Genomic DNA, 17,838 nt, shown 5'->3' with positions numbered 1-17,838 from the left:
CCAAAATAATCCACCATGCCAATCTCTAACGCCAACCTCGTTTTTATTTTTATTTTGCTATTATCTGGCAGTACACTTAGGGCTCAGATTAACGTGTCGTCTAGTGATATCTGCGTCTGTGATGGGGCTCCACAGCAGCCATTTTCTGTTGCGGCAGAAGGAAGTGCGGGCCCGTTTTTTTTCATTTGGTCAGGGCCTGATGGTTACGCTTCCACCTTTAAAGAGCCATCTGATATTACAGCACCTGGACCTTATGAGCTGAAGGTGTATAATGCCTTTGGCTGTTCATTTTCCTATCAGTTCCTATTGGAGGCCTGCCCCGGCCCCACCTTCCAATTCGATATCGCCCCCCCTTCTGATTGCGGAGTAGACGACGGCCATATAAATCTTACCCTTACCGGGGGCACACCACCATTCACCTATCAATGGTATGTCAATGGCAGCCCTTCTGTGACTTCGGAGGATTTTGAGGATGCGGAAGAAGGGCAGGCTTACAGCGTAGAGGTCACGGATGGAAATGGTTGTGTGCATTTCGCGGAAACACCCGAGGTAGAACAGTTGCCGCCGCTTTCTTTAGAACTGTCATCGGTGTCAGGCGCCTGTCCAGGGCTGAGCAATGGTGCTGTTGAGGTAGCCGCCAATGGCGGTGCGCCACCCTATCAGTTTCAGTGAAGCAATGGGGCAAACACCACAGTAGGAGAATTGGAGGGACTGCTGGCAGGCAGCTATTCGGTGGCTGATACCGATGGCGTTACCTCACAAAAGGAAAAAGCCTTCGCGCTCCTTTGCAGAAACTCGGTTTGACCAATTGTGGCAAAATCCCGCCTTGCCGTATCGCCACGGAAATACTACCTTTACGCTGCATTGTTGATGATGCCCTTTCGCGTAAGCGCTCCTGTATACGGGGTTAGAATTGTGCTGTGCCAAGGGGCACAAATTTGTCAAGCAAAAAACTTTACCTGAATGATTCATTTTTACTACCACACTCTCTTGTTTCAAAACCTTCGTAAAGCCCTGCTGCCCTGCCTCCTATTGCTCATCGCCCTGAGCCATGGGGTAGGGCAGGTGCCGGAGTTTAGGGTGTTTACTTATAAGGGAGGGGAATCTACACCATTCTTTGTCTCTAGTACCCAGTTGTTTTACATGGATTTGGATGCCTGCAATGAAGGACCTATTCTGACCACAACAGAAGAAATTGTTTCTGCATTAACACCTAACCAGAATACCAATATTTACGCATTTGCTAGTGGATATATGCTAGACCCTTTTATCTATCAAGAGGATCGGACGCGGATGTATATTACTGGGACCAACTGGGAAATGGGAAATATGGGTACTTACACAGCAGATTGGGGCAATGACTCCTCCATCCACGCCCTGGCATCCGGCCTGGACTCCATTGTCTACAGCGGCGGCCATGCTCTAAAGGCTTACAGCCCGATGGACGGCACGGAGTGGGATATTGGCCCGTTCCCTCCTTTTGTCGGGCAGGCCCGGAGCATGACGCTACGGGAAGGGGAGCTTTATATGACGACTACGGAAAATGACCTGGTCCGCATCAACCGCACGGCCCCGGAGCAGAGCGAGCTGCTGCACAGCTTCCCGGACAGTGTGGGGCGCATAGAGTCGATGTCGACTTACCCTTTTGCCTGCGACAGCATCGTCACCTATGCTTTTGAGCACATTGGAGATGATTTTGGCCCCTCGGTGCTGCATGTGCTGGACTTTACAGACTATTCCCTCAGCCCCGTTTGCACCATAGGTTATTTCATCACAGGCACTGCCCTGCCAGAGGAAGTCATCATGCCCCCCTGTGATCTCTACGCAGATCTGGATATTGACGACAGCAGTAGTGAGGGGCTGGACTTTGCGCCGGCGCCTTCCTGCCGTGGCCCCATCCCTTTGGCCGATACGGACCTGCAGGTGTACGGGCAAATCCCTATAGATTCTATCACGTTGCGGTTGTCCGGCGTACTGGACCCCGGTCAGGAGTACCTGCAGGGCAGCCCGGCGGCACCGGTTACCGTAGCTGGCAATGGGGGCACCGTGCTCACCCTGCAGAGCAACGGGGCAACTTTCGCATCGCTGGAGGCCGCCCTGAGCGCGCTGGCCTACTACAATGATGCCCCTGCGCCTACCTACGGGCCCCGCACGGTTGAAATCATTGTGCATGCCTCCATTTACCGGGGCAGCCCCTCTTATGTCTACCTACAGCTGGACGATGACTTCCTGGAGGTAGCTGCAGAGGTTTCCCCGGCCTGCTTTGGGCAGAGCGATGGCATGCTTGCCCTGTCCGCTTCCAATGGGGAGGCCCCTTACGCCTACGCGTGGTCGGACGGCGGCAGCGGCGCATCACGGGCGGGCCTTGCCACGGGCGCCTATGCCTACACCCTGAGCGATGCCCGGGGCTGCACCTCGGCAGATACCCTCCTAGTCCCGGAAAACGATAGCCTTTGGGCAGAGATTAATGCCGCTTCGGACTTCGTCTGCGGCGAAAACGGCCTGCTGGAAGGCAGCGCAACGGGAGGTACCGCGCCCTATACCTACGCGTGGGAGGGGGCTTTTACAGGGCCGGTGCTCGAAAACGTAGGCGCAGGCACTTATACCTTGCAGGTCGAGGACAGCCTGGGCTGCCTGGCGGCCACGGCCTATACACTCGCCGGTGCGGACACGCTTTTCACTTTTGATACGCTTACGGCCTGTGCCGGAGGCGAGCTGGCCTATGAGGGGCAGGTATACACCACAGATACCGTGCGCTGCGACAATAGCATTTCTTCATTTGGCTGTGATTCCATACACTGCACCAGCCTCGTCTTTCGGGATACCTTCCGCTTTGCCGAGGCATTCACGCTTTGCCCGGGCGATGCCCTGGAATGGCAAAACCAAACCTTCACCACCGACACCGCCCTCTGCCTCACCTACACCACCCAGTACGGCTGCGACAGCACCCACTGCCTGGAGCTGCGCTACGAGCGGCGGGAAGGGAGCCTGCAGGCGGATATCTGCCCCGATGGGGCCTACGCCTTCGGCGGGCAGCTGCTCACCGTGCCCGGCACCTACCGGGATACGATTAGTGACGGGCAGCCTTGCGACAGTGTGGTGGTGCTGGAACTGGGCCTTCATCCGGAGCCGGCTTTGTCCATCAGTCAGTCGGGCAGCCTCTGCAACGGCGGCAGCGCAACGCTTACGGGCAATGGCAGCGGCACCTTCATTTGGAGCGATGGCACCGCAGGGCCTGCACTGAGCACCACGGCCTCCGGCACCTACGCCGTCACCCTCACCGATGCCAATGGCTGCACCGCTTCCGACAGCCTGAGCCTTTCGGAAAACAGTATAGACTTCACCTTTACGTTGGGCTATCCGGGCTGCCCGGAGCCCGGTGCCGGTCAGTTGCGGGTGGACAGCATCTGGGGCGGTGCGCCGCCTTACAGCTATCAGCTCAATGATGGCCCGGTACAGCCGGGCCCGGTATTTTCCAACCTGTCTGCACAGCCTTATACGATTACGGTAGCCGATGGCAGCGGCTGCGCCCGTGCCCGTCAGGCAGCCCTGCCGGCAGCCACGCCCCTGCAGGTGAGCCTGCCCGCCGATACGAGCATCCGCCTGGGGCAGGAAGTGCGCCTGCTGGCCGCTACAAATGCCATCAGCTTTGACATCGCCTGGGACCCGCCCACGGGCTTGTCCTGCACCGATTGCCCGGTGCCCCTGGCTCAGCCGCCGGCCACCACGGCCTACACCGCCACCCTGACGGACAGCCTGGGGTGCACCGCCACCGCCCGTACCACCATTTACGTGGATGCGGCTGCGCCGGCCTACCTGCCTAATGCCTTTTCGCCCAACGGCGATGGCCGCAATGATCTGCTGACGGTCTATGCAGGCACGGGCGTCGCAGAGGTCCGCCTGATGCAGGCCTACAACCGCTGGGGCGGTCTGGTCTATGAGGGGCAAAACTTCGCTCCCGGCTCAGGAGGCTGGGACGGCGTTCATAAGGGCGAGTCTGCGCCTTCGGGCGTTTACCTTTGCCGCCTGCGCCTGCTGTTGCTGGATGGGCGGGAGGTGGAGATTGGGGGGGAGGTTTTGTTGGTGCGGTAGGGGAGGAAATGTAAAACTGCAAAACGCGAAATGCAACCCATACGGGCCTTCGGAAATGTAAAAGTGGCGAGCGGTGCCGGTCGGCTGGGCTTTTGGGAGGCGGCCGCAAAGCGGCCGTGCTTTTGGGAGGCGCAGGCTGGTGCTCGACCTTAACCTGAGCCTCAGTCTTTTCCTGGCAATCTGAGGTTGAAATTGGTCTATGGGCAGTCTGTGCGAGGATTAGGTTGAGTCCTATGCGTTGCCTTCTCAGCCCGACCGTAGACGGTCTCCTGCCTGGAGGCGAGCAGTGCCGTTGGTTCAGTCTTGGATATTGAGCAGTGCCGGTCGGTGGCTCTGCCGGGAGGCGGTCGCAAAGCGGCCGTTGCTCTTGGGTGGCGCATGCCGGTGCTCAACCTCAGCCCTTTCCTGGGCGGTGCAAGGTTGAGGCTGGTCTAAAAACGTCAAAAATCGTATCGCACGAGTCAAAATGTAGGGTTTTGAGCCTAATGGATATCCTTTCATTAACGAAGTTTTGCTACTTTTCAGAAAAGTGAAATGCAGGACTTATGGTTCGTTTATGTTTTTTGCTGCTTGCTTTGATGGCAAGGCTGCTGCCTGCGCAGCCCATTTTCTTTGATGGGTCCGTTGGTGCCGGCATTGGGCACCCTGGCCGTAACTTTGGCGTCGCTTTTGGTGATTACGATGGGGATGGGGCCGATGATATCTACATCTCCCGCCACAATGCGCCCAATCTGCTTTACCAGGCTATCGGCAACGGACAGTTTGCGGAAGTGGCTGCGGAGGCAGGCATTGCGCATGTGGGGACGACCAATGTGAGTGCCTGGGGCGATTTCGATAATGACGGGCACCTCGATCTTTACCTGGGTAACCGGGATGAACCTAATATTTTGTACCGCAATAATGGCGATGGCACCTTCACCGATATTAGCGTAAGCGCAGGGGTCAACTCCGGGCATCGCACCCGGGCGGTCCTCTGGGGAGATGTGGACCGGGATGGGTATGTCGATTTGTACGTAGCCAACCTTGCCGCGCCCAATTACTTGTACCATAATAACGGTGATGGGACCTTCACGGATATTACAGTGGCTGCCAATGCTCAGGATTTCGGTATCGCCATGGGCTCTCTGTTTTTTGACTACGATAACGACGGTGACCTCGACCTTTACCTCACCCACGATGCCAATCAGCCCAATATCCTGTACCGCAACGACGGCACCGGCCACTTCGAGGACGTCTCAGTGTCTGCCGGGGCCAATATCGCTGCTCAGGGCATGGGCGTAGATTTTGCGGACATCAACCACGATGGCTTCTTCGACCTTTACATCACCAATCTGTATGAGAACGTCCTGCTGCTCAGCGATGGGGATGGCACCTTTACGGAAATCGGCAGTCCGGCCGGAGTGGATGACCTGGGCATGGGCTGGGGGACGGTCTTCCTGGATTACGATAACGATGGCCACAGCGATATTTATGTGTCCAACGATACCTACTTCGCCCCATTCGATAATCTGCTGTACCGTAATCTGGGGAATGCGACTTTTGAAGTCGTCAGTGAAGGTACGCCCCTGTCGAGCCCGATGGCTGGCTACGGCGTCGCTACGGGTGATGTCAACTCCGATGGGAAACCAGATTTGCTGCTCGTCAATGCCGGGTCTCAGGACGGCAATCAGCTTTTTCTGAACAGCACCGAAAACGGGCACCACTTCGTCAAAGTACGCCTGCGGGGTACGGAAAGTAATGCCGCCGCTATCGGCGCGCGGGTCACGGTGGAAGCCAACGGGCAGGCGCAAATGGATGAAGTCTGCGCAGGCATGGGCTATGCCTCCCAAAACAGTTTCACCTTACACTTCGGGCTGGGGGACGCCACGCTTATCGACCGGTTGTCCATCCGCTGGCCGAATGGGGCAGTAGAAACTTATGAAGGGCTTGCGGTTGATCAGCATTACCACATTACAGAAGGGGAGGGCGTAACAACATCCGCCTTTGGTCGAAGGAAGGCTATACCTGGACTTCGGGCGTGGCCTAATCCTATACAAGATGAGTTTTGGATAGAATACGCTATGCCCAACCGGTCCGGAATATTGCAAATGCAAGTTCTCGATATTCAGGGGCGATGTATAGCCACCTTGCCATCGTCGCATACTGGCGGCTCAACCGGGCGGTTTCAGGTATCGGCATCAGGCTGGCCGGCTGGCTTATACCTTATTGTATGTTGTAGTGAAGAAGGGGTAGCGCTTAAACGGATTGTGAAACAGTAAGTGTATGGTAGTCAGCTGTAACGCCATAAAGGGACAGAAGCGCACAGAGGTCTCCCGAAATAATTGAGTACACTTAGATCGGTTTGCTTCGTATTCACGGGGAAAAGGAGCCGCAGCAATTTTTTGGTTACTGCAGCTCTTGAAAATTCCCCATAAAATTAGCTTTAGGTAGTAGTGGGCTGATAGCCCATTGGTTAAGCATAGGGGGGATTATGGAGCAGTAGTGCATGATGTACCAGTGATATGCACCGGTGTAATCCAATCTTTTTAGTAAAGCACTTTTCGCTTTTTTCGGTGTGACAAATTTACGGTCCGGGCCTTCACAGCTAAAGGAACTGAGGGGGGAGAATGGATGCAAAACGAGTGAATATTGGAGCAATGCAGGTATTACCAGTTTTTGATTTCCTGGTAGTACCTGCATTTTTAGCACCTCTGAAATCTTACCGGCTAATCATCAACCGCTTTGCATCCGGGTACCCATCAATTTTTAACCAGTAAATGCCTGCGGGCAGCCCGTCCACATCCAGTTGATGCTGCGTATCTCCATGAGGCAGTGCCCATGCCCTCACAGCCCGCCCCAGCCCGTCCATCAGGCGGGCCTGCGCCGGTGCTTCCAGCGGGGCGCCCAGCGATAAAGTAACTGACCGGTAAGCCGGATTGGGCCAAAGCGCCAGCTGCCCTGTGCCAGAAGCACCAGTAAGCTCCATGGCCGGGCTGCCCCCAAATTCGGTGCTGTTAGAAGCGCCTATGGTGCTCACCGGGCCAATAACGGCGGTAGCCGCTCCGCCAGGCGTGCTCGTGAAAGCCCCAAAGCCCACTTCCACGCACTCCTCCAGGTGGTCCTGCATCTGTGTGATCAACTGCCAGCCACTCCCGCCGGGGATGCGATAGAAAGCCTGTAGCAGGCCGTTGTGCCGCCGCATGCCCAGCGTTACCGGGGTTGCTACCGCCTGAAAGGGCGTAAAGCTCTTGCCGCCGTTCGGCTGCAGGCGGCTCTCCCAGCGCAGCAAAGGCGTCAGGTTGGTAAACAGCCCGGCCATGGGCGACCCGGCCGCGCTGCTGTTGCGCATGAATATGCCCGCATACGTACCCGGGCCCACCGACTGTACCTCCGCGCGGATGCCGGACCCTTCGCACAGCTCCTGCACTACGCCCGCCAGCTGGTCCGTATTTCCGGAAATGGGGTTGTAGCCCGGGCTGTTGAGGGTGAAATGCCCTTTGGACGGGTCGCCCGTGGCACAGGGGTCGTAAGCATAACTGCTGCTGCCCGGCACCATGCCGATATCGGCTGTGCCCCAGGGCGGCGGGATGCTCTCGCTGATGAGCACTTCCACCTGCGCCGTGCAGCTGCTGCTGTTGCCATGTATATCAGAAGCCGTCAGCTCTATACTCTGTATGCCCAGGCCGCTGCAGTCAAAAGCCGTTTGGCTGATCATCAGCGTGCTGTAGTCCAGCCCGCAGTTGTCGCTGCTGTTGGCAAAGTCCAGCACCTCGTCGGCCAGCAGCTCCCCGGTACCGTCGTAGCTCAGGGCTACTTCTACATCAAGGCAGGCCAGCTGCGGCACTTCCTCGTCCGTTACAATAAAGGTGTAGGTGAAATCCTCCGCGTTGCCATAATCATCGGTGGCAACGACTTCCAGCTCATAGGTGCCCTGAGGCACGGTGAGGTAGAGGGCATACTGCCCGGTGGCCGCATCAATCAGCACCGTTTCCAGCTGCCCGGCCGAAGGGCCGTCCTGGTTTTCCAGGGCAGCCTCTACCGTCACGCCCGAGCAGTCTTCTATGGAAAAAGCCCGCCAGATGGCTGAGTAGTGGCAATCGCCGGGATCAGTGCCCACTTCCAGCACGCCTTTGCTCGTGAGCGTGTCCCCATTGCTATCCAGCACGTGCAGGGGCGGCGCTTCAAAGTCCGGGAAGCAGGGGTCGAAGGGCGCCGGGTCGAGCGTATTGCACAGCCCGTCCTGATCGCTGTCGATATCGTAGCACAGCTGTGTGGACACCGTGTCCTGCAGCGCCTCCGGGTAATCGCAGTCCGCGGCCAGGAAGGTGTACGGGTGCGCCCCCCGGAAGGCCGTGTCCTGTGGCGTGACGCCCAGCTGCCCGGCTTCGTCCAGCTCAAAGAAGAAGGGGGAGAAATCAAGCAGCAGCGGCTCGTCCGGGCTGCCCAGCTGCCCGTTGCCGCCAAATCTGAGCGTGACAGGCAAGGTGAAGAGGGCTTCGTGGGCTGCGCTGTAGTAGCGCACCTCCATTTCCCCTTCCGGCATGGCATGGTACACGGTGGCAAAGTAGTACGCCTGCCCGTTGACCAGCTCCGGGGCCGCTGTGCCGCTCAGCTGGCCGTTGATGAAGAAAGCCAGGCGGTCGGCTTCATCGCCCAACGGCAGCCAGGGGGTATACTGCGCCCGGGCAGAGAGGTTCATGCTGAACGGCTGTTGCAAAAGAGGAGTGCTCCAGCTGGCGGGCAACTGTGGCTGGCTGCCTGCCGTAGCCAGTACAGGCGTCAGGCTGTAGTCCAGGCAGAGGCCACCATAGGCTGCCTCAAAGCCGGGCAGGCTCAGCAGCTCAAAGCCGGCCTGCGGCTCCGCGCTCTGTATTGGGATATCCTCCCACTGCGGCCCGGCGTAGGCTTCCTCAACGGTGACGCTGAGTGCTGCGGTGGCAAAGTAAGCGTTGGCTGTCTGCTCGGTGGCGCGCACTGTGACTGTGGTGGAACCAAACCAGGCGGGGTCTGTTGGGATCAGCGTCAGCTCTGCCCCGTTAAAAAAAGTCAGGACGTGCGGGTTGAAATCCGCCGACCAGGTAATACCGTCGTTGTCCTGCCGCTCCAGAAAAGGCTGCAGGCCCAGGGGCGCGAAGGGCACGCCCTGCAAGGTCTGTTGTGCCGGCAATGCCTGAAGCCCGATGGGCGCGTCACCGTCTGTGAAGACTTCAATTTCGTAGGGCGCATCAAAACTGCCGCTCACGCCCTGATGCACAAAAGCGTAGGGCTGCTGCGCGATGTAAACCGCATCGGTAGCCGCATGGTAGACCCGCACCTGCAGCTCCTCCCCTATAGCAGTATTGGAGAAAACCGTAGACAGGTGGAAGACCTGATCGCCTATGCTTACCGGCGTGCTCACGCCCCGCAGCTCCCCGCCAGCGAAGAAAGCGATGATGTCATTGGCATTCGCCGTCAGCGCTCCATCGATGACCAGGGCAGCATTGATGCTTGCCGAGTAGTCGTAGCCCCCGGGCTCCGGCGCCGCCCAGTCGGGCGGGCCTGCGGATGCCCTAAAGGCCGCCGCCATCAGCAGCGTGATCAATAAATATCGCATGGATTATATTTTGAGCCGTTGAGGGTGCCGGCCTCCGGCACCCTCAGCAGGCTTGTTAAGGCTGTAGATTCAATTTCGCAGACTGTACCGGGCCGTTGCCGTGCAGGGTAACGAAGTACAGCCCGGCCGCGAGACCATTGGGGCGCCATTCCAGCAGGTTACTACCGGCAGCAGCTTCTGTCTCGATACGTGCCACTTCCCGGCCGGTCGCATCTGTGACGACCACGATAATCTCAGCAGCAGCCGGCGCATCGAAGCTTAGGTACACCCGCTCTGTGGCCGGGTTGGGGAAGAGCTCGAAGCGGGGCGCCGTGCCGGTAAGGGCAGCAGCATCCGTCACGCTCTGCAGCGTCAGCGGCTCCGGCAGGTTGACCGTGCCCAGGATGTCGTTGGCGATGAAGACAAAGGACTCTTCCACGGCCTTGATTTCACCGTCTGTACCGTCGTAGTACTTGAAGGTGACCGTCCCGCCCTCGGCGTTGCCGTAGACGGTCATAAAGAGCAGGTAAGCATCCACCGCCTCAACGTAGATCGGCTGCGCGGTGCCGCGTACCTCACCGTTGATGAAGGCGCCGACCTCGTCCCCTTCGTGCAGCAGGTTGCCCGTTTCGGCATCCGTAACCACTGCGATCAGGTTCATGCTGTGCTCGTAACCGTGCGGGTCCACTTCCCACTGCGAAGCGCTGCGGCCTTCGATGCCGTCATTGCCCCGGAAGGCTTCCTCATTAGGCCCGTTGAAGCTCTCCGGGTAGGTGAGGGTGCCCGCCTCGCCCAGGTTGATCAGGTAGCCGTTCGGGGAGCTCATGAAGTCCAGGTTGCCCACCCAGCCTATGCCGGCAACGTACTGGGCAAAGCCAGCCTGGCTCTTGATGATATCGCCATTGAGCGGGCTGAGCGATGCCAGGGCCTGATTGACCGGCATGCCCGCCTGCGGCAGGTAGCCGATCCAGTTCCAGCCCGCGGACAAGCTCATGGGCGTAGCCGGGTCTATCGGGTTGCCCAGGATCACCAGGCTGTCGAAAGCGGTGCCGTTGTACTGGTACATCGTCAGGTGGGACAGCGCCGTCAGGGAGCCGGCCCAGACACTGCCGCCGTTGAAGTACTGGCTGAAGCTCGTCTGCCCCTTGATAGTGGCATCCTCCGGGCGCGTCAGGCTCGAAAGGGCCGCATTGATGCTCGGGTCTGGCAGCTCCAGGTTGTAGGAGATCCAGTTCCAGCCCGGGAAGATCGGGATCTTCCGCAGCAGCAGGTTGTTCGTATGGATGGCCTGCGGCACGATGGGCGAACCGATGAGGTCGTCGGCTACAAAATCGAAGCTTTCGTTTGTGCTGCCGTAGAGCAGACATTCCATAGCGTCCCAAATCTGGAAAGTCACCGTCTCCCCGACTAGGTTGTTACTGTAAACTGTCAGAAAAGCAAGATATTCTTCTACTTCCGGCACGTACTCCACGGCTGCCACGCCGCGCAGCTCGCCGCCGACAAAAGCGCCTATCAGGTCGAGTTTATCAGTCGAGATTTCCCCCTCAATATCGAGTTGAAGTGTCATCGTCATGGAATAAGCCCATTCCATAGGGTTGATTTCCCATTCTGGCTGCGGGCATACAACCTGAACATTGATATCCAGGGGTTCATCCCCTTCGGCAGTCATCATAGGCAGGATTTGCTCGTAGCTGCCAGTAACCAGGTCTGAGGGAAAAGTAAAAGTGACCGTCTCGAAGGAGCCCGGAGCTACTGTGCCGGAAAGAGGGCTGGCTTCCACCCATGCAGGCAGGTCAGTAAGTGTAAAATTAGCGGCGGCTCCCCCCTGATTGCGGATGTCGCGGGTGATTACCAGTGCATCGCCTTCCGGGATGACCTCCTTAATTTGATTGACCTCCCAGTACAAAGTGGAGCGGTTGACGAAAAACTCCCAGCTGACGGGTTCTTCCAGCAGGTTGCCAACCTGGTCTTCCACACCTTCCACAACTACGCGCAGAATCTGGTTTTCAATAAATTGGTTGGGCACATTGGGGACCACAATGATTTTATCTTCGCTACAGCTGATCACCGCATCGATAAGCTCGCCGGTTGCGGTATTGTACAAGCCGATGTTATTGTTGTTGAAAACATCTGCCTGTAGGAGCAGGTCGCAGCGAATAGGCTCATTGAAGGTGATACTGATCTCGTCTCCCGGCGAAAGGACGCCATCGGCAGGCTGAGGCAAGCCGAAGAGGCGGGGAGGGGTACGTTCTATTTTGCCTTTTACCACCTTTGAAATACCTGGGTTTTGTGCCCCGAAGCACTGAGTGACTGCCCGGGCTTCATAAAGCCCATCCTGTAGCCCTTGCGTATTCCAGGGGACGATAGTGAATACATCTCCCAGCTCTTCTTTCTCCAGCTCGGCGATGTTAATCCACGCTCCATCGCCCTGAGAGCGGCGGTACTGCACGCGGATGAGTTCCAGGTCGGGATCGCTGGTATCATATCCATTAGCAGTGATGTTGAGGATGTTCCCACTTTCCGGTGTGAGCACCCAATCTTGCAACGGGAAGCCCAAGTCCACTTCACTGCAAGGCTCCAGGAAGTATACATCGAGTTCCACTTCTTTATAAAAACGTTCGTCTACGCCTTCGCGTGGAATCCCCAGCCAGATAGCGCGCTCGAATTCACATCCGGACCGGAGTGCAATACGCAGATTCTCGTAGGTATACTCCACCGGGCCGCGCTCTACAGAAATGGTAACCGTTAGCGAACCATCGGGGGGGATTTGGTAGATCAGTTCGCTGGCATTGATTTCGACGCCATTGGCTTTTACGATAGCCCCATCGGGATTGCTTTCCGGAACGAGCTCCAAGATGTAAAACCCTGCATCCCCTGAAGGAGCAGTGTTACCAAGCGTGAGTTCAAAAATAGCAGCTTCGTTAGCTGTAACATTTGTTGCTACGAAGCTATTACTGGTAAGTTGCACCTCTTCGCGGGGCTGCGTATTGGGCTCCCAGGGGCAGGCTGACTGGCCGCTGACTACGTCAAATACAGGGGTGCCGTAAGCTGGGTCTGTTTTGATGTTGACGGTAAAGTTGTCCAGCCCATCATCATCAGTGAGTACAAAACCTGTGGTCCGCTCGGTAGAGGTAGTGCCAGAAGTAGTGGAAGTGGTTTCTGTAGACCAGGACATCGCCAGCCCTGCTACCACACCAATACCATTAACATTGACACCAAACTCTGATGAGAATCCGTTGCTGAAATCCTGCGTCCAGGAATGGGTAATGGTTTTGGTTACTTCGGATGTTTGTGATTCTTCGTAAACTACTCCGGCATCAAAAGTGATATTACGGTCGAATATGGCTTCCTCCTTGAGTTGAGTATTCAGGTCAATGATCCCCTGCCATCGTTCAGCGCTCACTGTATCGCCAATATTTAGTAAGCTGGGGATGACGAGGTCTGTAATTTGCCGCTCAGAGTAAATAAATGTTGTGGCAAACCCTTCCGGAAAGATGTAGAGCCCTTTATCAAGCAGATAGCTGCAGGAGGCCGTATCGTAGAGGAGCTCATCCGTAATGCCATAAATAAAGTTCATAGCGCCACCGACATATACGTCTCCGCCCATATCGCTGCCTACAATAAATTCATTGTCATCTGTGGCAATATTCTTCGTTATCGTCAGGCAGGTTTCCATTTCGTTGGAAGTGTAGGAGGTGGTACTCGCCTCCAGCTGATACCCCAGATCTGCAGTGACATCTACCTGCAGGGAGGTGGCGAAAAACGGAGTCCCCATCTCTGTCTCGATATCAGGGCCCAGGGATACAGTCACGCCTGCCTCCGTATTCATGGTACTGGCTGCTTCAAAACTCCAGTTTTGGCAGGTGGTCTCTCCGGTTTCCAGATAAGAATAGCTGCCATCGCCCGGCGGGTCTCTCAAAATGATGGTCGGTAGTTCAGGCGCGGTGGAAGTGAATGTTGTTTCCCGTGGCCGCCTGCCCAGTACAACAGCACTCTGGGCTTTGGTATCCTGTTCGTCGTGTGCCTCGGCAGTTACCTGAAGGGTTTTGAGAAAGGGCGGCACAATATTAGGCGCATCAGCCCGGAACCGGTGTACAAGGCTCCCTTCCGTCATGAGAGTGTCGAACTGGGCAAGGTTGGCAATTTCATTGTTGATGGTAATCAGAGCGGTGTCGAGGTAGCATACGCCCCCATCGTAAGCCTCAAACACCCGTATGGTGGTTTTGGCGGTTTGCAGCTGATTGAGCATGGGGTCGCCGCAGGAGTTGGTGTCCAGTTGTGTCATTTCTACCTGTGGGGGCGCCAGATAGATGAAATCAACGGTATCGCTTTTCATACGCAAATCAAGTGTGCGCCCGCCCTGATTCTGAAAGTAATCATAGATAACCGGATTGGAATGCTCAATCACAGCTATGGTGAGGGAGTCCGGGGGTACATTGGAGAAGGTGAATTTTCCATTCGGGTTTTCCAGGCGCTGGGTCTCTTCGTAGCAGCCATCGAGGGTAGACAGTTTAACGCGGACGATGCTGCCATCGGGAATGATAGACCGGCGGCATTTGCCTCCTGCTAATTGCCCTGTGACCGTTCGCTTGGTCTGATCCTGGAAAAGTATACCGGATACCGGCACATTCAGGTTTTCCAGTTCCCAGAAGGCTGGGAAAAAGGTGTGGTCTTCAAATACCGGAGTAAGCACCACATCCGCACCGGGCTCGAAGTCTGCCACGAATTTGCCATTTTCATCTGTCAGAATTTTGGGTACATTCGACTGTCCGTTAACGAGGATCTCAATGCCTTCAGGAAAACAGGTGGTACCCTCATAACGAACAAAGCCACTAACAGGAATAGTACTTTGGTCCACGAAGTCAATCTCGTCCACGCTTGTATTACTGGGGTTGAGAGTAACAAGGCGGCTGGCAGGGGTGAATTCATGCGCAATGGTCTCCATAATGGAAGAAACGGTAGACCAGGTAGCACCAAAAAGGGTGCCTTGCCCTGTAAATGCAGGCCCGGTGTCTTCCAGCTGCATGCCTTCGCCTTCGTTGAGCCCAAACATTGACTTCAGGAAGAGGTTATTCACATCTGTGCCGATATTGGCATACTCCTGTATTTGCGGAAGCGTAAGGGTGGAGTCGAAGAAAACTACTTCGTCGATCAGGCCGGTAAAAAAACTCCGGTGGCTACTGGCCCCATCGGCTTTGGCGCCGATCTTCCAGGGCAGCCCTGCCCAATCGGTGGCCACGCCGCTGAAACTGTGGGTACCCATTAGGTTGCCGTTTTTGTAGACTTCTGTGGACAGTATGCTGCCGTCTTGTATGAGGTTGACGGCGATGTGATGGAAGCCCATTTCCAGCGGGCCGAAAGCGTGGGAAGTTTCGTTGAGCACAAGCTCAAGCTGCCCTGCATTGAGACAGAGGGCAAACAGGTTGTTGCCGCCTGCATCTGCTTTGCTAAGTACCGCCTGATTGCCGCTGAAGTCGAAAGCCTTAACCGTTGTGGTAATGGCAGAAGTGTCTTTGAGGTCAAAATCTGTCAGGTCAGCATAACTGCCATTGACGCCATTGAATTCGAGGGACTGATTCAGATAGAAGCTTTTGGAAGGACGGGCCGTAAACGTTTGCCCGCTGCCGTAGTTGATCCCGGCAATTTCGTAAAAACCGCTCTCATCTGTGATCCCGGAATTGACCACTTCCGGGCGGTCATCCGACCATTCTGCACCGCAAAAGTAAAAGCGGGCTTTCAGTGCGCTCTGATCAAATGCTTTGGCCCCAACGCCCTCATCAAATTTCCAGTAGCCGGTTAACCCTGGCGCATTGCCTTGCACCGTGCGGTTCATGAACATTTGGATCTCCGTTTGAGCCAGTTGCCGGTCGAAGAAGCGCACCTCGTCAATACGCCCGTTAAAAAAACCAGTATCATCGGCCTTTTTACCCAGGAACAGCGGGATGCTATCCGCCTGTATAGTACCTACGGCCGTTTCGATCAGTTCTCCATCCACATAAAGCAGCAGAGATGCGCCATTGTAGCTTGCTGCCACGTAGTGCCATTCGTCCTCGTTTTCGCTCAGGAAGGCGTAGTCCAGCTCGGTGACATCACCGGCATCCCGGCCGATGCCGAAGCGGATACCTTTACCGGAAGAGGCAGGAAGGGTGTGCAGCCACCAGTTTTTGCCGATGGTGCTGCCGAAGTCTATGATGCCTGCATTATCGTTGCCGTCCCCCAGCTTCACCCATGCAGATACCGTGAATTCGTCACGGGGGAAAGCCGGGTTGTATTCGGCGAAAGCCATATCGTCTGCCCCGTTGAAGGCAATTGAATGTCCAAGGGTAGGCGTGAGGGTGACTATAGCTCCCGGTACCGCGTTGCCGCTGAAGGTTTCCACCTTGCCCGTTACCACGCCATTGGGATTGAGAAAGCCGAGAGAAGAACCGCGTTTCCCCTCTCCAAACGTATTGACTCCACTAACCTCATAGGTATAAAATTTTCCAGCGAGGACGTTAAAGTCCAGAAAGGAGAAGGTTTCTCCATCTACTGTAGCCAACAGGGAGCCATTGCGGTAGATTTTGTAGCTGGATGGGGCAGGGCTCAATGGGTCAGGTGCCCAATCAATTTGTACCCGGTCTTCGAGGTCGCCCTCACTAGCCATGACGGCAGGCGCGGCGGGAGGGAGCAGAAAGCGGGACCAAAAACCATAGACACCTTTGTGCGTTTGTCCGAAGTAGGTACCCACTACGGGCTGCCCAACGGTAATATTGGCCCGGTTGGCGGTATTAAAAGCATTGGTGGAGCTGCCATAGTTGAAAAAGGCACGCCCGGTGAGGAAGTCATCGTCGCTGACCGTCTCGCAATTGGGGCTGTTTTGCCCGTATGCATTGGCCAAGCTGATGATAGACAATAAGCTTACCCATAGGAGTTGCTGTAATGTATTTTTCATGAGTATGATTTAAGGTTATAGCTTGGTGGGGAGTAGAATAGCCTATCGTACCCAGATTTCTACATTGCTAATGCCATAGGATTCATCATCCGCGCTTTGGTCTACATTGGAGCTGACAATTAGCCAAAAGGTATCGGCATCAGTCTGAGCCATCATTTCTGCCCTCATGTTGTAGTCTGCCAAAGTGTTATTGGGAGGATATAAGTCGACATATCCTGTCCCTCCAAATCCTACCGCATCAACACGTCTGTGCACCCATCCTATCTGAAATTGCCCATTATCGCTGCCTTGGGCAGGAGTAGGAGAGGTCGCAAATGCAGCATACCCAAATTCAGAACGGTCTCCGCCCCAAGTCTCAAAGAAGTGATAGGTGAAAACTACTTTCACTTCACTGTGAGGTATGCCAGAGAGGTCAAATTGCTTTTTCAAAGCATGAGATCCAAAATCTGTAGGCCTCAGAATGTAGCCCTGACTAAAGGGTGTGCCAGGCGAAAACCGCTCAAAGTTGCGTGAGTCGCTTTCACGCCAGCTTCTCTGGCATACCCAGCCTTCGGTATCTTGGCTAAAGTCATCGACTTCCACCAGTCTCCAGTCGTTCTTACCATTGTACGAAATACTTTGCCCCGTGGGTAGCTCGATACCATTGCCGGCGGAGACTGTACCTTCAGCACTGATGTTTGCGGAGGTGTTGATATCAGAAGTGATGTTTTCAAAGTCTACTTCTATGCCGGTTACGGTGCCTGTGATTTCCAGGTCGCCTTCCAACTTGGTATTGCCAACGACGTGCAATCGTTGTTGGTCGTCCGGCTCAGTCGTTCCTATGCCTACCGTACCACTTGAAGGGAAGGTATTGTCCTGCCCGATCAGCGAAAGGGCGTAAGGCGCAGAAGTCAGCCGTGCCCGGGGTGTGAGCTCCGTGCCCCCGTCTACGGACACGCCGAGGAAGTAGGGCTGATCGAAAGGAGCATCAAGCGGTTCGGCTTCCCCCAATACCACACTGTAAACACCACCAATGACCTCCACGGCGTCCTGAGTTTCTTCCCAGATGGGGGTGCCGCCGGCATCGGTTTCGTATAATCGGAAGGTAAGGCTGTAGTTGCCGTCGTCAACGGCTGCCCCGAAGGAACGTTGGATGGTACCTTGTACACTTAGGTTGGCTTGGGCAAAAAGAGTTGCAGAAGTGGAGACGAGCAGCCCCCACAATACCAGGAAACTTAGTCTGTTCATTGGATGTGATGATTTGTTATTAGAATTAAATCAATAT

At 55.8% G+C, this 17,838-nt stretch carries 6 protein-coding genes; 3 read left to right on the top strand and 3 right to left on the bottom strand.

From position 1 onward, the window contains the following. Window positions 1–15 precede the first annotated feature (15 nt). The 3 genes from ACO08I_RS09200 (at window position 16) to ACO08I_RS09190 (ending at window position 6,350) form a co-directional block, all read left to right on the top strand. Window positions 16–672, top strand: coding sequence for a SprB repeat-containing protein (locus ACO08I_RS09200; RefSeq protein ID WP_421949133.1), 657 nt, complete (start codon window positions 16–18; stop codon window positions 670–672). 291 nt (window positions 673–963) lie between these two features. Then, on the top strand, window positions 964–4,092 hold the full coding sequence (locus ACO08I_RS09195; RefSeq protein WP_421949132.1) for a gliding motility-associated C-terminal domain-containing protein: 3,129 nt from the start codon (window positions 964–966) through the stop codon (window positions 4,090–4,092). A gap of 545 nt (window positions 4,093–4,637) precedes the next feature. Then, window positions 4,638–6,350 carry an FG-GAP-like repeat-containing protein gene (locus ACO08I_RS09190; RefSeq protein ID WP_421949131.1) on the top strand — a complete coding sequence of 571 codons (1,713 nt, stop codon included), beginning with the start codon at window positions 4,638–4,640 and terminating at the stop codon, window positions 6,348–6,350. A gap of 440 nt (window positions 6,351–6,790) precedes the next feature. Here the strand turns inward: ACO08I_RS09190 and ACO08I_RS09185 are convergent, their stop codons facing one another. The 3 genes from ACO08I_RS09185 to ACO08I_RS09175 are packed head-to-tail and all read right to left on the bottom strand — an operon-like array spanning window position 6,791 to window position 17,801. Further along, window positions 6,791–9,664, bottom strand: coding sequence for a T9SS type A sorting domain-containing protein (locus ACO08I_RS09185; protein WP_421949130.1), 2,874 nt, complete (start codon window positions 9,662–9,664; stop codon window positions 6,791–6,793). A gap of 55 nt (window positions 9,665–9,719) precedes the next feature. Continuing rightward, on the bottom strand, window positions 9,720–16,574 hold the full coding sequence (locus tag ACO08I_RS09180; protein ID WP_421949129.1) for a LamG-like jellyroll fold domain-containing protein: 6,855 nt from the start codon (window positions 16,572–16,574) through the stop codon (window positions 9,720–9,722). Window positions 16,575–16,616: 42 nt separating this feature from the next. Continuing rightward, on the bottom strand, window positions 16,617–17,801 hold the full coding sequence (locus ACO08I_RS09175; protein WP_421949128.1) for a hypothetical protein: 1,185 nt from the start codon (window positions 17,799–17,801) through the stop codon (window positions 16,617–16,619). Between the last annotated feature and the right edge of the window lie 37 nt (window positions 17,802–17,838).

It is taken from the genome of Phaeodactylibacter xiamenensis (genome assembly GCF_965229835.1).
Classification (GTDB): Bacteria; Bacteroidota; Bacteroidia; order Chitinophagales; family Saprospiraceae; genus Phaeodactylibacter; species Phaeodactylibacter xiamenensis.
Note: the sequence above shows the minus strand (reverse complement) of the source record. Positions and strands in the feature narration are given on the sequence as shown.